This window comes from Mycobacterium timonense (genome assembly GCF_025821985.1).
GTDB lineage: Bacteria > Actinomycetota > Actinomycetes > Mycobacteriales > Mycobacteriaceae > Mycobacterium > Mycobacterium avium.
Window position 1 is genome coordinate 1 of the sequence record NZ_JACKSY010000040.1, and the last position, 14695, is coordinate 14695.

The 14695-nt window shown below is 67.5% G+C and carries 13 protein-coding genes; 10 read left to right on the top strand and 3 right to left on the bottom strand.

What is annotated here, in order from left to right:
• Positions 1 to 127: 127 nt before the first annotated feature.
• Both H7I87_RS11160 and H7I87_RS11165 read left to right on the top strand, forming a co-directional pair.
• The gene (locus tag H7I87_RS11160; RefSeq protein WP_003872495.1) at positions 128 to 1051 is read left to right on the top strand and encodes a family 2A encapsulin nanocompartment shell protein; all 924 of its coding nucleotides are present in this window, start codon (positions 128 to 130) and stop codon (positions 1049 to 1051) included.
• Entirely contained in the window at positions 1038 to 3050 is a 2013-nt protein-coding gene (locus H7I87_RS11165) for a family 2A encapsulin nanocompartment cargo protein cysteine desulfurase (RefSeq protein ID WP_033726784.1), read from the top strand. The genes H7I87_RS11160 and H7I87_RS11165 overlap by 14 nt, the downstream gene beginning before the upstream one ends.
• Positions 3051 to 3073: 23 nt before the next feature.
• Here the strand turns inward: H7I87_RS11165 and H7I87_RS11170 are convergent, their stop codons facing one another.
• From H7I87_RS11170 to stf0, 3 genes are all read right to left on the bottom strand, one after another.
• A complete protein-coding gene (locus H7I87_RS11170; RefSeq protein ID WP_003872493.1) occupies positions 3074 to 4207 on the bottom strand; it encodes a YeiH family protein in 1134 nt (377 codons plus the stop codon).
• A complete protein-coding gene (locus H7I87_RS11175) occupies positions 4204 to 4362 on the bottom strand; it encodes a hypothetical protein (RefSeq protein WP_009976293.1) in 159 nt (52 codons plus the stop codon). The genes H7I87_RS11170 and H7I87_RS11175 overlap by 4 nt, the downstream gene beginning before the upstream one ends.
• 117 nt (positions 4363 to 4479) lie before the next feature.
• Positions 4480 to 5283, bottom strand: a complete 804-nt coding sequence (gene stf0, locus H7I87_RS11180) for a trehalose 2-sulfotransferase (protein ID WP_003872491.1) — start codon at positions 5281 to 5283, stop codon at positions 4480 to 4482.
• 395 nt (positions 5284 to 5678) lie between these two features.
• Here stf0 and H7I87_RS11185 point away from each other — a divergent pair, with 395 nt between their 5' ends.
• Genes H7I87_RS11185 through H7I87_RS11220 form a run of 8 tightly spaced genes read left to right on the top strand, consistent with a single transcriptional unit; the run spans position 5679 to position 14681 of the window.
• Entirely contained in the window at positions 5679 to 6446 is a 768-nt protein-coding gene (locus tag H7I87_RS11185; RefSeq protein WP_009976294.1) for an MlaE family ABC transporter permease, read from the top strand.
• Entirely contained in the window at positions 6443 to 7291 is an 849-nt protein-coding gene (locus H7I87_RS11190) for an ABC transporter permease (protein ID WP_003872489.1), read from the top strand. Before H7I87_RS11185 ends, H7I87_RS11190 begins: the two co-directional genes overlap by 4 nt.
• A 3-nt stretch (positions 7292 to 7294) precedes the next feature.
• On the top strand, positions 7295 to 8563 hold the full coding sequence (locus H7I87_RS11195; RefSeq protein WP_023881340.1) for an MCE family protein: 1269 nt from the start codon (positions 7295 to 7297) through the stop codon (positions 8561 to 8563).
• Positions 8560 to 9588 (top strand): MCE family protein, encoded by a 1029-nt coding sequence (locus H7I87_RS11200; protein WP_019733923.1) that lies wholly within the window; start codon positions 8560 to 8562, stop codon positions 9586 to 9588. The genes H7I87_RS11195 and H7I87_RS11200 overlap by 4 nt, the downstream gene beginning before the upstream one ends.
• Positions 9585 to 10763: an MCE family protein gene (locus H7I87_RS11205; protein ID WP_023898581.1), complete on the top strand. Its 1179-nt coding sequence runs from the start codon at positions 9585 to 9587 to the stop codon at positions 10761 to 10763. Before H7I87_RS11200 ends, H7I87_RS11205 begins: the two co-directional genes overlap by 4 nt.
• The gene (locus tag H7I87_RS11210; RefSeq protein ID WP_019733922.1) at positions 10760 to 12094 is read left to right on the top strand and encodes an MCE family protein; all 1335 of its coding nucleotides are present in this window, start codon (positions 10760 to 10762) and stop codon (positions 12092 to 12094) included. Before H7I87_RS11205 ends, H7I87_RS11210 begins: the two co-directional genes overlap by 4 nt.
• On the top strand, positions 12091 to 13212 hold the full coding sequence (locus tag H7I87_RS11215; RefSeq protein WP_019733921.1) for an MCE family protein: 1122 nt from the start codon (positions 12091 to 12093) through the stop codon (positions 13210 to 13212). The genes H7I87_RS11210 and H7I87_RS11215 overlap by 4 nt, the downstream gene beginning before the upstream one ends.
• A complete protein-coding gene (locus tag H7I87_RS11220) occupies positions 13212 to 14681 on the top strand; it encodes an MCE family protein (RefSeq protein ID WP_023881345.1) in 1470 nt (489 codons plus the stop codon). The genes H7I87_RS11215 and H7I87_RS11220 overlap by 1 nt, the downstream gene beginning before the upstream one ends.
• Positions 14682 to 14695 lie beyond the last annotated feature (14 nt).

A 14695-nucleotide genomic window follows, 5' to 3' on the forward strand; every position in this document is an offset into this window, starting at 1 on the left:
GGGCGGCCAGTCCTTTCAAGCCGCACCATCAGGCCGGCAAGAGCGATGCAGCCTCACCCGCCCCACCCGGGGTCACAGCACAACGTAACAACACGAAGTAACTGCACCTACGAACTTAAGGATCACGATGACGTCGGCTCAAAATGAGTCTCAAGCACTTGGTGATCTGGCTGCCAGGCAACTCGCCAACGCAACCAAGACCGTCCCCCAGCTCTCGACGATCACGCCGCGCTGGCTGCTGCACCTGCTGAACTGGGTTCCGGTGGAGGCGGGCATCTACCGGGTGAACCGGGTGGTCAATCCCGAGCAGGTCGCCATCAAGGCCGAGGCCGGCGCCGGCAGTGAAGAGCCGCTACCGCAGACCTATGTGGACTACGAGACCAGCCCGCGCGAGTACACGCTGCGCAGCATTTCCACGCTGGTCGACATCCACACCCGGGTCTCCGACCTGTACTCGAGCCCGCACGACCAGATCGCCCAGCAGCTGCGGCTGACCATCGAGACCATCAAGGAGCGCCAGGAGCTGGAGCTGATCAACAGCCCCGAGTATGGGCTGCTGGCCCAGGCGACGCCGGAGCAGACGATCCAGACGCTGGCCGGGGCTCCCACGCCCGACGACCTCGACGCGCTGATCACCAAGGTGTGGAAGACGCCCAGTTTCTTCCTGACCCACCCGCTGGGCATCGCGGCGTTCGGGCGCGAGGCCACCTACCGGGGGGTGCCGCCGCCGGTGGTGAGCCTGTTCGGCGCCCAGTTCATCACCTGGCGCGGTATTCCGCTGATCCCGTCGGACAAGGTGCCGGTAGAGGACGGCAAGACGAAGTTCATCCTGGTCCGCACCGGCGAGGAACGTCAGGGCGTCGTCGGGCTGTTCCAGCCCGGCCTGGTCGGGGAGCAGGCGCCGGGGCTGTCGGTGCGGTTCACCGGCATCAACCAGTCGGCGATCGCGACCTACCTGGTCACGCTGTACACCTCCCTGGCCGTCCTGACCGATGACGCGCTCGCCGTGCTCGACGACGTCGCGGTGGATCAGTTCCATGAGTACAAGTGAGTACCGAGCGGTAGACGCCGAAAGCGACCTGCCCATCAGCGCCGCGGAACTCGCCGCGCTGGCCAGCCAGCTGTATGCGGCCAGCATCCGCCCGGGCCCCGACAGCCCGCCGCAGCAGGCGCCGGTGGCACCTCGCGGCAGCGTGCCGGACGCCACGGCGGCAACCTCGGCCGGGCGGACCGCCGCCGGCACGGCCGACGTGTACCCGGGACCGGTTCCGCAGGTCGGTGGGCGCGACGTCTACCTGCCGCCCCCGGCGTCTCCCGCCCCCGAAGCACCCCCGCAGGCGGCGCCGCCCGCCCCGCGCGGCAGCGCGCCGGACGCCACGGCGGCCACGTCGGCCGGGCGGGCGGCCGCCGGCACCAGCGACGTGTATTCGTCATGGGTGCCGCAGCTGGGGGTCGCCGACATCTATCTCGGGGCTCCGACGCCCGCCGGGCCGGAGGCGCCGCCGCAGAGCGCGCCGCCCGCCCCCCGCGGCCAGGTGCCCGACACGACCGCCGCGGCCACCGCCTACGGCGCCGACCTGAGCGCGTTCGCGGTGCCCACCGGCATCGTGTCCACCGCGCCCGGTGTGCAGGCCGGGACGGCGCCGCCCGTCCCCCTCGTGCCGCGGGCCGCGACGGCGCCGTCGTGGCTGCCCGAGGCGCCCTCGGTCGCCGACCTGGGCTGGTCCGACGCACCCGCACCCGATGCGCCGGCCGGCGACGAGCATGACTACCACTTCCTGACCAAAACCGATCCGGTGCCGCAGTTTCGCGACGAGCACGAGGTTTTCGACGTCGCCGCGATTCGCTCGGACTTCCCGATCCTGAAGGAGACGGTCAACGGAAAACCGTTGATCTGGTTCGACAATGCGGCGACGACGCAGAAGCCGCAGGTGGTCATCGACCGGCTGTCGCACTTCTACGCCCACGAGAACTCGAACATTCACCGCGCCGCACACGAATTGGCGGCCCGCGCCACCGACGCCTATGAGGAGGCCCGCGACACCGTCGCCGAGTTCATCGGCGCGCCCAGCTCGGACAACATCGTGTTCGTGCGGGGCACCACCGAGGCGATCAACCTGGTGGCCCACGCGTGGGGCGCCAAGCATCTGCAGCCCGGCGACGAGATCGTCATCACCCACCTGGAGCACCACGCGAACATCGTTCCCTGGCAGCTGATTTCGCAAAAGACCGGTGCCATCCTGAAGGTGGCGCCGATCGACGACGCGGGCAACCTGCTGCTGAGCGAATTCGAGGAGCTGCTGGGCCCGCGGACCAAGCTGGTCGCGGCCAGCCACGTGTCGAACGCCCTGGGCACCGTGGTGCCGGTGGACAAGATCGTCGAGTTGGGTCACCGCTACGGCGCCCGGGTGCTGATCGACGGCGCCCAGTCCATCCAGCACATCCCGATCGACGTCGCCGAACTCGGCGCCGACTTCTTCGTCTTCTCCGGCCATAAGATCTACGGCCCCACCGGGATTGGTGCGCTCTACGGCACCGAGGAGGCGCTCACCGAGACCCCGCCGTGGCAGGGCGGCGGCCACATGATCGCCGACGTCACCCTGGAACGCTCGCTGTACCAGGGGCCGCCGACGAAGTTCGAGGCCGGCACCGGCAACATCGCCGACGCCGTCGGGCTGACCGAGGCGCTGCGCTACGTGCAACGGTTGGGCGTCGAGCGGATCGCCGCCTACGAGCACGCCCTGCTGGAGTACGCGACACCGCGGTTGGCCGACATCCCCGGGGTCCGCCTGATCGGGACCGCGCAGGAGAAGGCCAGCGTGTTGTCCTTCGTGCTGGCGGGCCACGAACCGCTCGAGGTGGGCAAGGCGCTCAACGCCGAGGGCATCGCGGTGCGCGCGGGCCACCACTGCGCCCAGCCGGCCCTGCGCCGACTGGGACTCGAGGCCACCGTGCGCCCGTCGTTCGCCTTCTACAACACGTTCGAGGAGATCGACGTGTTCCTGCGCGCGGTGCGCCGGATCGCCGAGGGCGGCGCCAACGTCGGCTGAACCGCCGGCCGGGCGGTTAAACCCTAAGTGGTTACGCCCCAACCAAATACGCGCGAGGTCAGCAGCACGATGCCCAGCGAGACGGTGGCGACCACGGTCAACCCGATGACCGCGACCACCAGCGGGCGCCACCCGGTGCGGGCGATCTGGCGGATGTCGGTGTTGAGCCCCACCCCGGCAAAGGTCAGCAGGAACGCCCATTTCGACACGTTGGCGAGGTTGGCGGTCTGGCCCTTGGTCAGCCAGCCCGCGGTGGCGATCGCCGAGACCACCAGGAAGCCCAGCACGAACTTCGGGAATTTGGCCCAGATGAAGGCGGCCTTGGCCCGAACCCCCGGGGCGATCTCGTCGGCCTGCCCGCGGCCCGCCCAGAACAGCGCGAAACCCAGCACCACGAAACCGATCAGCGCGTTGCGGGTCGACTTGACCAGCACCGCGATCTTGCCGGCGTGCTCGGAGTACAGGTATCCGGTGGCGGTGGTCTCGGCGGTGTTGTCCACCGAAAGCCCTGCCCACAAACCGAATTCGTGATCGGTCAGCCCGATCGCATGCCCTAGCGGCGGCAACACGAACAGCGACACCGCGCCCAACGCCAGAATCGCGGCGATCGCGTAGCTGACGTCGGAGTTACGCGCGCGGATCGCGCCCTTGGCCGCCACGATGGCTGACACCCCGCAGATGGACGTGCCGATCGCCAACAGCGAACCGAGCTTGCCCGACAACCCGAACCAGCGGGCCACGGCGATGATGATCGTCCCGGCGATGGTCATGTCCACCAGGATCTGCACCAGGCTGATCCCGCCCAGCTTGGCGATGTCGCCCAACACGAATCGCGAACCGAGCGCCACGATCCCGGCCTTCAGCCAGAATTCGTAGGTCAGCACGCCGGGCCGAAAGATCGGGTGCAGCCCGACGGTGTTGGTGATCACCAGCCCGATCACGATGGCCCACAACACATATTCGATGTCGGGCACCGTCCAGTGCTCGTGTTTGGCCAGCGCGTTCCACCAGATCTGGGCGTACTTGCCCAACACCCCCACGCCGATCAGCAGCAGGATGCCCGGCAGGTAGTCGAGCGGGCGGGTGCTGGTGAAGGTGGCGTCCGCTGTTTCGTCTGTTTCGTCGGGTGCGACGCGAACGGTGCTCACGCCGGTCACCACGGAATCTTCGGGAGCACGTCGGCCACCGCCAGCGCGACGATCACGCCCGCCACCGCGGTGGCCCACCAATCCACCGAAACCGACGCCAGCCGCGCCGCCCAGTCCTGCCCACGATCGGGCGCCTCGTGATCGCCGCGATTGTCACTCACCATGTCCGCTCCTCGAGCAACCGGTGGCGGCCCACGCGGGACGCCTGCTGACGGAATCGTGGCGGTCGCGCCCGCCGCATCCAAGCGATTGGCTCGGCCTGAATTTAGCTCCGCCGTATTTCAGGTCGGCAGACCGTATTTCTCCGCGTCGGCGCGGTAGCGGTCCACCCACTCGTCGGAGCGGTGGTCCGCCTGGCGCTCCAGCACCGGTTCGGGCGCCAGTTGTGGGTCGAGCCCCAACTGCTCGAGGATGGCGGCGACCACCTGAGTCAGGTTGCGCCACAACACCGGATACGGGATCTCCATGGGTTTGAGGTCCTCTTCGGCGAACCAATTGCGCCAGCCCTCTTCCTGGGCGCGCAGCATCGTCACGACGTGGGCGATCGCCCCGGCGTGATAGGTGGCGCGCGCGTCGCGCGCCGGGTCGGGCCGGCCCCGCCAGACCCGCGTCTGCACCGCCCGCCAGAACGACACCGCCTGCGAGACCACATCCGGCCGGTAGACGTGAATCAGCAGCGGCTCCTCGCCGATCACATCGCGGATGGCCGCCCGCAGCCCGTCGCCGCTGCGATCCGGCAGGTTCTTCGCACGGTCCAACAGCAGCGGGGTCTGGTTCCACATCAGCTTGCCGCCCCACACCCCGTTGGGGGTCCGGCCGACCGTGCGGATGTAGCTGCGCCAGATCTCGGGCGGAGCCAGGTCCGGCGTGCCCGCGTCCAGCGGATCGAGCAGGCTCAGGATCGACTCGTCGTCGACCCCGGCGAACCATTCCCGCGGCTGCGGCGCCTGGCTGGTGGACGGCAGGTACTGGAAGAACTCCTGAGGCTCGCCGGCCACGCCGGTGGCCCGCAGCGATTCGACCAGCAGCGTGCTGCCGCTGCGCTGCGACGCCAACACCAGGTATGACGACGGGCTGTTTGTCACCGGCAGAGTGTATCCACAACCGGCACTTCTTATTCCTCGACTTGATGCCCACCTGTTCCTGGACGGCCGAAGTTGTGGTCACGCCGACGCAAAACCTTGCCCACGACAGCGGTGCGGCGAATCCTGACGCTCGTCGTAGAAGCGTTGCGTGCAGCACTATTCCGGACGGCGGGTGAAACCATCCGTCCGGTCCCCGCCCACATTTCTTCTGGTTGATTGCAACCCTGACGGCGGACGAGGTCGTGGCCGTAGATTCGCTGAACTATGCGCGAAGCACACGTGAGTGCCGCATGTAAACAGCGCTGTTTGCTTGGGAGCCAGGTGATTACGAACGGATAAACCGTGTTACGAAATATGGGGGTCGGGTTGAGTCAGCGAATGAGCGGGCGAGCACCGTGAACGCGACCGCCATCGCCAAGCCCATGACGGCGCTCGGCCAATTCTTCTTGCTCAGCGCCGAGGCGCTGGCCGCCGCGGTTCGCGGGCCGTGGGCGTGGCGGGAAATTCTCGAACAGATCTGGTTCGTGGCACGGGTTTCCATTTTTCCGACCATCATGTTGTCGATTCCGTACACCGTGCTGATTGTTTTCGTGCTCAACATTCTGCTGGTGGAGATCGGCGCCGGCGACCTGTCCGGCGCGGGGGCCGGGCTGGCGTCGGTCACCCAAGTGGGGCCGGTCGTCACGGCGATGGTCGTTTCGGGCGCCGGATCGACCGCCATGTGCGCCGACCTGGGCGCGCGCACCATCCGCGAGGAAATCGACGCGATGAAGGTGATCGGCGTCAATCCCGTTCAGGCACTTGTGGTTCCGCGCATCATCGCGGCCACCTTCGTGGCGGTCATGCTTTACGCGGTGGTCGCCGTCACCGGATTGACGGGCAGCTACATCTTCGTGGTCTTCGTCCAGCACGTCACGCCGGGCGCCTTCGTCGCGGGCATGACGTTGGTCACCGGGCTGCCGCAGGTGGTGATCTCGCTGATCAAGGCGACCCTGTTCGGTCTGTCCGCGGGACTGATCGCCTGCTACAAGGGTCTATCGGTGGGCGGCGGCCCCACCGGCGTCGGCAACGCGGTGAACGAGACGGTGGTGTTCTCCTTCATGGCGCTGTTCTTCATCAACATTTTGACCACCGCGCTCGGGGTGAAGGTGACGGCCAAATGACCGAGATCGCCCGCGAGCCGTCGCGGTTCGCTGCGCTGGGGCCCAGGCTCGTCGAGTCGACCCGCAAGCTGGGGGAGCAGACCGTGTTCTACGGCCAATCCCTGACGGCCATTGCCGACGCGATACGGCGCTATCCCGGCGAGCTGTTGCGGCTGATCGCCGAGATGGGCATGGGCACAGGCGCGTTGGCGGTGATCGGCGGCACCGTCGGCATCATCGGCTTCCTCACCCTCACCACCGGAGCCTTGGTCGCGGTCCAGGGCTACGACACGCTGTCCAACATCGGCGTGGAGGCGTTGACCGGATTCCTCTCGGCGTTTTTGAACGTGCGGATGATCGCGCCCTGCACGGCGGGCCTGGCGCTGGCGGCCACGATCGGTGCCGGCGCGACAGCGCAATTGGGGGCGATGCGCATCAACGAGGAGATCGATGCGCTGGAAGTCATGGGCATCCGCGCCGTCACCTACCTGGCGTCGACCCGCATCATCGCCGGCATCCTGGTGGTCATCCCGCTCTACGCCGTCGCCGTCTTGATGTCGTTCATCGCGGCGAAGCTGCTCACCATCTACGTCTACGGCCAATCCAAAGGCGTCTACGAACACTACTTCTCCACCTTCCTGCGCCCGAACGACCTGTTGTGGTCGTTCTTCTCGGCGCTGGCGATGGCCACGGGTGTGATGGTGGTGCACACCTATTACGGGTTCACCGCGACCGGCGGCCCGGCGGGCGTGGGGGAGGCGGTCGGCCGGTCGGTGCGGTCGTCGATGATCGTCACCGCCTTTGTGTGCCTGATGATTTCGCTGTCCGTGTACGGGCAGTCCGGCAACTTCAACCTGTCGGGATAGCCGATGAGCAAACACAGCAGCAGCGGCCTCATCCGGCGCGGCGGAAACCAGCGCAACGGGATCGACCCCGTCTGGTGGGCGCCCACCCTGTTCATCGTCATCGGCGGACTGGTCGCGTTGACCGCGGCCTCCTTCTCCGGGAAGTTCGAGACCTTCGTCCCGCTCACGCTGGTGTCCGACCGGGCGGGACTGGTGATGGAGGACGGCGCCAAGGTCAAGTTGCGCGGTGTGCAGATCGGGCAGGTCGCCTCCATCGGCACCGACGTGAAGACCGCCCGGCTGCAGCTGAAGATCCAGCCGGGCCCGTTCCGATATCTGCCGAGCAACCTGGAAGCCGAGATCAAATCGACCACCGCCTTCGGCTCCAAATTCGTCGACCTGATCGTTCCCGAGCGGCCCAGCGCCAGCCCGCTCAAGCCGGGCGCGGTGCTGCGTTCACGCAACGTCACCGTCGAGGTGAACACCGTCTTCGAGAACCTGCAGGCGGTCGTCCAGGCGCTCGACCCGGCCAAGCTCAACGCCATCCTGTCCGCGTTCGCCCAGTCGGTGCGCGGCAAGGGCGAGCGGATCGGCGAAGCCATCACCGACGCCAATAGCCTTCTGCGCACCGTCAATTCACGCATGGACACCGTCGGTGAGGACTGGCGGCTGTTCGGGGCGACCACCGCCGTCTACTCCGACGCGGCGCAACACATCCTGTCGATTCTCGACTCGGCGAGCACCACCAGCAACACCATCACCGACAACCAGCGCTCGCTCGACTCGCTGCTGCTGTCGGCCGTCGGCTTCAGCCAGACCGGCATCAACGTCATCGGAGCCAACGAATCCAACATCGTGCGAGCGATGAACCTGCTCGATCCCACCATCGCGCTGATGCAGAAATACTCCCCGACCTACACCTGCCTGTTCCAGGGCGCCCAGTGGTACGTCGACCACGGCGGCCGAGATGCCCTGGGCGGCAACGGATATTCGGTGATCCTGGACGCCGCTCTGCTGTTCGGCGATGACCCGTACCGCTATCCCAAACACCTGCCCAAGGTCAACGCGACCGGCGGCCCCGGCGGCAGGCCCAGCTGTGGTTCGCTGCCCGACCCCAGCGCCAACTTCCCGGTGCGAGCCCTGGTCACCGACACCGGTTGGGGAGCCGCGCCGAACGAAATCCGTACCAACGTGGCCGCGGGTAACCCGTGGTGGGCCAACTGGTTCCCGACCACCAAGAACCCGCCCGAAGCGCCGCGCTACTTCTGGCGGGGAGGGCAGCCGCCGCCATGAGAAGGAAATTGTCGAGCATCGCCTGGCGGGTGGCGATCTTCACCGCGGTCTGCCTGCTGTTCACCTTCACCCTCATCGCGGTGTTCGGTCAGCTGCGCTTCGAGGACCGCACCGGCTACCAAGCGGTGTTCACCAACATCTCCGGCCTGAAGTCCGGCAACTTCGTGCGCATCGCCGGGGTGGAGGTCGGCAAGGTCGGCGATCTCACCCTGCACCGGGACGGCACCGTCACCGTCGGCTTCGCGGTCGACAAGGGCGTGCGGCTCAGCGAGGGCACCAAGGCGGTGGTGCGTTACGAAAACCTGATCGGCGACCGCTTTCTGGCGCTGGAGGAGGGCCCGGGCTCGCCGCGCCGGCTGCCGCCGGGCGCGACGATTCCGCTGGCGCGCACCTCGCCGGCGCTCGACCTGGACGCCCTGATCGGCGGGTTCCGTCCGCTGTTCCGGGCGCTGGACCCCGATCAGGTCAACGCCCTGTCCGGCCAATTGCTGCGCATCTTCCAGGGACAGGGCGGCACCCTGGCCTCGGTGCTGTCGCAGACCTCGATGCTGACCTCGACCCTGGCCGGGCGCAGCCAGCTCATCGGCGAGCTCATCACCAACCTGAACACCGTGTTGCGCACCTTCGCCACCCGCGACCACGAATTCTCCGACGGCCTGGACAAACTGGCGCAGTTGGTCGATGGGCTGGCCCAGCGCCGTGACGACATCTCCACCGGGCTCGCCTACATCAACGCGGCCGCCGGCTCCATCACCGACCTGCTCTCCCAGTCCCGCCAGCCCCTCAAAGACGTTGTGCAGCAAACGGATCGGATGTCCGGGCAGGTGCTCTCCGACCGCGACTACGTCGACAACCTGCTCAAGGAGCTGCCCGACATCTACCAGGTGCTGGCCCGCCAGGGCCTCAACGGCGACTACTTCGGCTTCTACTTCTGCGAAGTGCTGCTGAAGCTCAACGGCAAAGGCGGCAACCCGATCTTCGTCAAATTGCTGGGTCAGCCCAGCGGGCGGTGCACACCGAAATGACGTGGAAGCTACCCAAATCACCCGCCCCGCAACGGCCCTTGATGCTGGGCGTGCTGGGAACCGTCATCCTGGCCTGCGTCACCGTCGTCGCCTTCCAGTACAACAAGCTGCCGTTCATCAAGAACACCGACGACTACGCGGCCTACTTTTCCGAGGCCGGCGGCATCAAACCCGGCAACGCGGTGCGGGTTTCCGGCATGGGCGTGGGCCGGGTCTCGGACCTGCGCCTGGAAGGCACCAAGGTGCGGATCGGATTCACCGTCCGCAAGGGCGTCGTCCTGGGCGATCGCACCGAGGCGGCGATCAAAACCGAAACGATCCTGGGCGCCAAGATGTTGGAGCTGACCCCGCGCGGGGACGGGCGGCTCTCGGGCGTCATTCCACTGGAACGCACCACCTCGCCCTACGATCTGCCCGACGCCCTGGGCGATCTGACCACCACCATCAGCGGCCTGGACACCACCCAACTCTCCGCGGCCCTGACCACGCTGGCCGACACCCTCAAAGCCACACCAGAGAACCTCAAGCCCGCGCTGCAGGGCGTCGCCCGGTTCTCCGACACCCTCAACAGCCGCGACGCGCAGCTGCGCAGCCTGCTGGGCAACGCCAATCACGTCTCGGCGGTGCTGGGCCGGCGCAGCCAGCAGATCGCCGGGCTGGTGGCCAACTCCAACGCGCTGCTGGCCGCGCTGCTGGACGAACGGGATTCGCTGGATGCGTTGATGAACCACCTCACCGCGGTGTCGCATCAGATCAGCGGGCTGGTCAACGACAACCGAACCCAGCTCAAACCCGCGCTGGACAAGCTCAACGGTGTGCTCGAGATCCTGGACAACCGCAAGGAGGAGCTGCAGAAAACGCTACCCAAGTTCAAACGGTATGCGATGTCGTTCGGCGAATGCCTGGGCTCGGGGCCGTTTTTCAAGGCCTACGTGGCCAACCTGGTGCCCGGCCAGTTCGGTGGACCGGTGTTGGACGCGGACATGTACGACCGTTTCCTGGACCCCGATCAGAAGCTGCCCTCGGAGGTGGTGGATCCGCCGACGGGGACTCCGCCGGTGCCGCCGGAGAACGCGCCGGTGCCGCTGTGGTCGCAGCCGCCGTCGCCGCCGCCGTCCACGCCACCGGTGCGGACCATCCCGCCGCCCTCGCCCCACGAATTCGATCAGCCATGACCATCACTCGAGACACCCTGCGCAAGGCGACCGCGCTGAGCCTGGTCCTGACGCTGGCCGTGGCGAGCGTGCTGGTCGGCGGCAAGCTGTGGCGGGCCGTCGAAAAGAACAGCTACGCGGCGTATTTCGCGGAGACCAACGGCTTGTTCGTCGGCGACGAGGTCCGCATCCTCGGCGTCGCCGTCGGCGCGGTCGACAAGATCGAACCCCAATCCGCCGGCTCGAAAGTGACGTTCTCCGTCGACAAGAAGTACGCGATCCCCGCCGCTGCCCGCGCCGCCGTGCTGTCGCCATCGCTGGTGACCGCCCGGGCGATCCAGCTGGTGCCGGCATACTCCGGTGGGCCCACATTGAGCCCCGGCGCGGCGATCCCGCTGAGCCGCACCGCGGTTCCGGTGGAGTGGGACGATTTCCGCAAGCAGCTGGAGAAACTGACCGACGCGCTGCAGCCCACCACCGCGGGCGGGGTGAACTCGGTCGGCGAATTCGTCAACTCGGCCGCCGACAATCTCCGCGGCCAGGGGGACACCGCCCGCGACACGGTACTCAAGCTCTCCGAAGCGATTTCGGCGCTCGGTGACCACGCCGACGACATCTTCAGCACGGTGCGCAACCTGCAACTGCTGGTGTCCGCGCTGTACTCCCGCAGCGACCTGCTGGCCTCGTTCAACACCAACCTGGCCGCCGTGACGACCCTGCTGACCAACACCCCCAACGAGGTGGGCAGCGCGCTGAAGTCGCTGGACGGGGCGCTGACCGATGTGCGCGATTTCCTGGCGGAGAACCGCGAGGCGATGGGTGTCACGGTCGACCGCCTGGGCTCCATCACCACCGCGCTCAACGACAGTCGCGGTGACGTCAAGCAGATCCTGCACATCGCCCCCACGGTGTTCCAGAACTTCTTGAACATCTACCAGCCGGCCCAGAGCGCGATGACGGGCATCCTGGCGCTGAACAACTTCGCCGACATTCCCCAATTCATCTGCAGCTCAATCGAAGCGGCGTCGCGGGCCCGGCTGGCGCGGGTATCCAAACTGTGCCTGCAATACCTCAACCCGATCATCAAGAACCGCATCTACAACTACATCCCGGCGGGGATCAACCCGTTCGTCGGTACCCAGGCCCGGCCCAGCGAGATCACCTACAGCGAGGACTGGCTGCGGCCCGGGTACACGCCCCCGGACGGCGGCCCGCCCCCCGAGGCGCCGGCGCCTCCCGGCCAGCCCGCGCCCGCCGATCAGCCGCCCGCCGAACCCGGCCCGCCGCCGAACCCGACGAGCAACTCGCTGCAGGTGCTGCGGGACCTGATGCTGCCGACGGGGCCGTCATGAGACGCGCGGTCGTCGCAGCACTCGTGTTGGCTTGCGCGGCAGCGCTTTCCGGGTGCGGCTGGCGCGGCTTGAATTCGCTGCGGCTGCCCGGCACCGCGGGCGGGGGACCGGGCTCCTATACCATCCAGGCGCAGATGCCCGATGTGGTGACCATCCAGGAAAACACCCGCGTCCGGGTGGACGACGTCAACGTCGGCAACGTCACCAAGATCGAACTGCAGGACTGGCACGCCCTGGTCACCATGCGCATCGACGGTGACGTGCACCTGCCGGCCAACTCGACCGCCAAGCTCGGCCAGACCAGCCTGCTCGGGTCGATGCACATCGAACTCGCACCACCCAAAGACGAGCCGCCCGTCGGCCGGCTCACGGCCGGCTCGGTCATCCCGTTGTCCCGGGCGAGCCTGTACCCCACCACCGAGCAGACGCTGGCCTCGGTGTCGATTCTGCTCAACGGTGGCGGAATCGGGCAGCTGCAGGAGATCACCCAGGCGGTGGCGAAGGCCTTCGCCGGCCGGGAAGCCGACATGCGCAGCCTGCTGAGCCAGATCGACGAGTTCATCGCGCACACCAACGAGCAGACCGACGACATCATCGCCGCCGCCGAGAATCTCAATGCCCTGGCCGGTCAGGTCGCCGCCGCCGACCCGGTGGTGGACAAGGCGTTGACGTCGGTGCCCAAAGCGCTTGCCGTGCTGGCGCAAGAGCGCACCAAGATCGCCGACACCATCGACCGGGTCGGCAAGTTCAGCGCGATCGCGGCCGACACCATCCACCAGAGCAAGCAATCCCTGGTGGACAACCTGCGCAACATCGCGCCGGTGCTGCGGTCGCTGGCCGACGCCGGACCCTCGCTGACCCGCGGCTTGGACGGCCTGGCGACTTACCCCTGGCCGGCGTCGACGGTGCGGAACTGGTTCCGCGGCGACTACGCCAACCTCACCTTGATCGTCGACTTGACGCTGAGCCGCATCGACCAAGGGCTTTTCACCGGCTCGCGCTGGGAAGGCAACCTCACCCAGCTCGAACTGCAGTGGGGCCGGACCATCGGCATGCAGCCCAGCCCCGTCACCGGCGGCAACCCGCTGACCTATCCCTACCATTTCGGGGGATACTGATGCTTCGGTTGAACCGCCGGACCTGGATCCAGTTGTCGATTCTGGCGCTGGTGACCGTTGTTTCCTGCGGCGCAATGGCATTCAACTTCATGAAGCTGCCCGCGACCCTGTTCGGGATCGGCGAGTACCGGGTCACGGTCGACCTGCCGCAATCGGGTGGGCTCTACCAGACCTCGGTGGTCACCTACCGCGGCACCGACGTCGGCCAGGTCAAATCGGTCGACGTCACCGCGACCGGAGTGCGCGCGGTGCTGGCTATGCGGTCGGGGATCGAGGTGCCCTTCGACGTCCAGGCGTCGGTGCACAGCCGCTCGGCGATCGGTGAGCAGTACATCGAGCTGACCCCGCGGCCCGGCACCGGCGACCACCAGTCCCGGACGCTGCGCGACGGCGACGTCATCACCGCCGGCCGCGTCGAGGTACCCGTGGACATCGGGCGGCTGCTCGACATGACCAACCGTGCGCTGCAAGCGATTCCCCGTGACAACCTGCGCACGGTGATCGACGAGACCAACCGGGCGGTCGGCGGACTGGGCCCCGAGTTGTCCCGCATCGTCGACGGGTCCACCGCGCTGGCAGTCGCCGGCGGCCACACCGTCGACCCGCTCGCCGCGCTGATCGATCAATCTCCGGCGGTGCTCAACTCACAGGTCCAGACCTCCGGGGCGATCGCCACCTGGGCCGAGCGCACCGCGGCCCTCATGGCCCAGTTCAAGGCGCAGGATGCCGCGGTGCGAGACCTGTTGGCGCACGGCGCTTCCGGAGTCGAGGAGGGGCGCGCCCTGCTGGACCGGGTGACGCCCGCCCTGCCGGTGCTGTTCGCCAACCTGGTGAGCCTGGGCGACATCGCCGTCGTCTACCGCCACGACATCGAACAACTGCTGGTGTTGCTGCCGCAGGGCATCGCGGCCATGGCGGCGATCATCGTGCCCAGCTCCAACACCAAGCAGGAGTACCGGGGCGCCCAGTTGGACTTCAACCTCAACCTCAACCTGCCGCCGCCGTGCACGACGGGTTATCTGCCTCCGGCGCAACGCCGTTCGCCCGCCAGTGTCGACGCGCCGGACCGACCGGCCGCCGACTTGTATTGCCGGGTGCCGCAGGACTCGGAATTCAACGTCCGCGGCGTGCGCAACATCCCCTGTGAGAGCAAGCCGTGGAAACGCGCACCGACCGTCGAACTGTGCGAAAGCGACGAAGAATACGTGCCACTCAACGACGGCTACAACTGGAAGGGCGACCCCAATGCCACCACCAGTGGTCAAGGCGTGCCGCAGTATCCGCCGGGACAGGATCCGCGGCTGCCGCCACCGCGGGGCACCGCCCCGGCACCCCCGCCCGTCGCGGTGGCACCCTACGATCCGGCCACCGGGGATTACATCGGGCCGGACGGCCGCCGCTACACCGAGTCCGATCTGGCGCACCCACGCGCCAAAAGCTGGCAATCACTTCTGGTTCCGCAACCCTGAGGAGTTCGAGCATC

What these genes read in the sequence shown, in the direction of transcription:
- H7I87_RS11160 (WP_003872495.1), top strand. Translation starts at nt 128, where the DNA reads ATGACGTCGGCTCAAAATGAGTCTCAAGCACTTGGTGATCTGGCTGCC.
- H7I87_RS11165 (WP_033726784.1), top strand. Translation starts at nt 1,038, where the DNA reads ATGAGTACAAGTGAGTACCGAGCGGTAGACGCCGAAAGCGACCTGCCC.
- H7I87_RS11175 (WP_009976293.1), bottom strand. Translation starts at nt 4,362, where the DNA reads ATGGTGAGTGACAATCGCGGCGATCACGAGGCGCCCGATCGTGGGCAG.
- H7I87_RS11190 (WP_003872489.1), top strand. Translation starts at nt 6,443, where the DNA reads ATGACCGAGATCGCCCGCGAGCCGTCGCGGTTCGCTGCGCTGGGGCCC.
- H7I87_RS11195 (WP_023881340.1), top strand. Translation starts at nt 7,295, where the DNA reads ATGAGCAAACACAGCAGCAGCGGCCTCATCCGGCGCGGCGGAAACCAG.
- H7I87_RS11200 (WP_019733923.1), top strand. Translation starts at nt 8,560, where the DNA reads ATGAGAAGGAAATTGTCGAGCATCGCCTGGCGGGTGGCGATCTTCACC.
- H7I87_RS11205 (WP_023898581.1), top strand. Translation starts at nt 9,585, where the DNA reads ATGACGTGGAAGCTACCCAAATCACCCGCCCCGCAACGGCCCTTGATG.
- H7I87_RS11210 (WP_019733922.1), top strand. Translation starts at nt 10,760, where the DNA reads ATGACCATCACTCGAGACACCCTGCGCAAGGCGACCGCGCTGAGCCTG.
- H7I87_RS11215 (WP_019733921.1), top strand. Translation starts at nt 12,091, where the DNA reads ATGAGACGCGCGGTCGTCGCAGCACTCGTGTTGGCTTGCGCGGCAGCG.
- H7I87_RS11220 (WP_023881345.1), top strand. Translation starts at nt 13,212, where the DNA reads ATGCTTCGGTTGAACCGCCGGACCTGGATCCAGTTGTCGATTCTGGCG.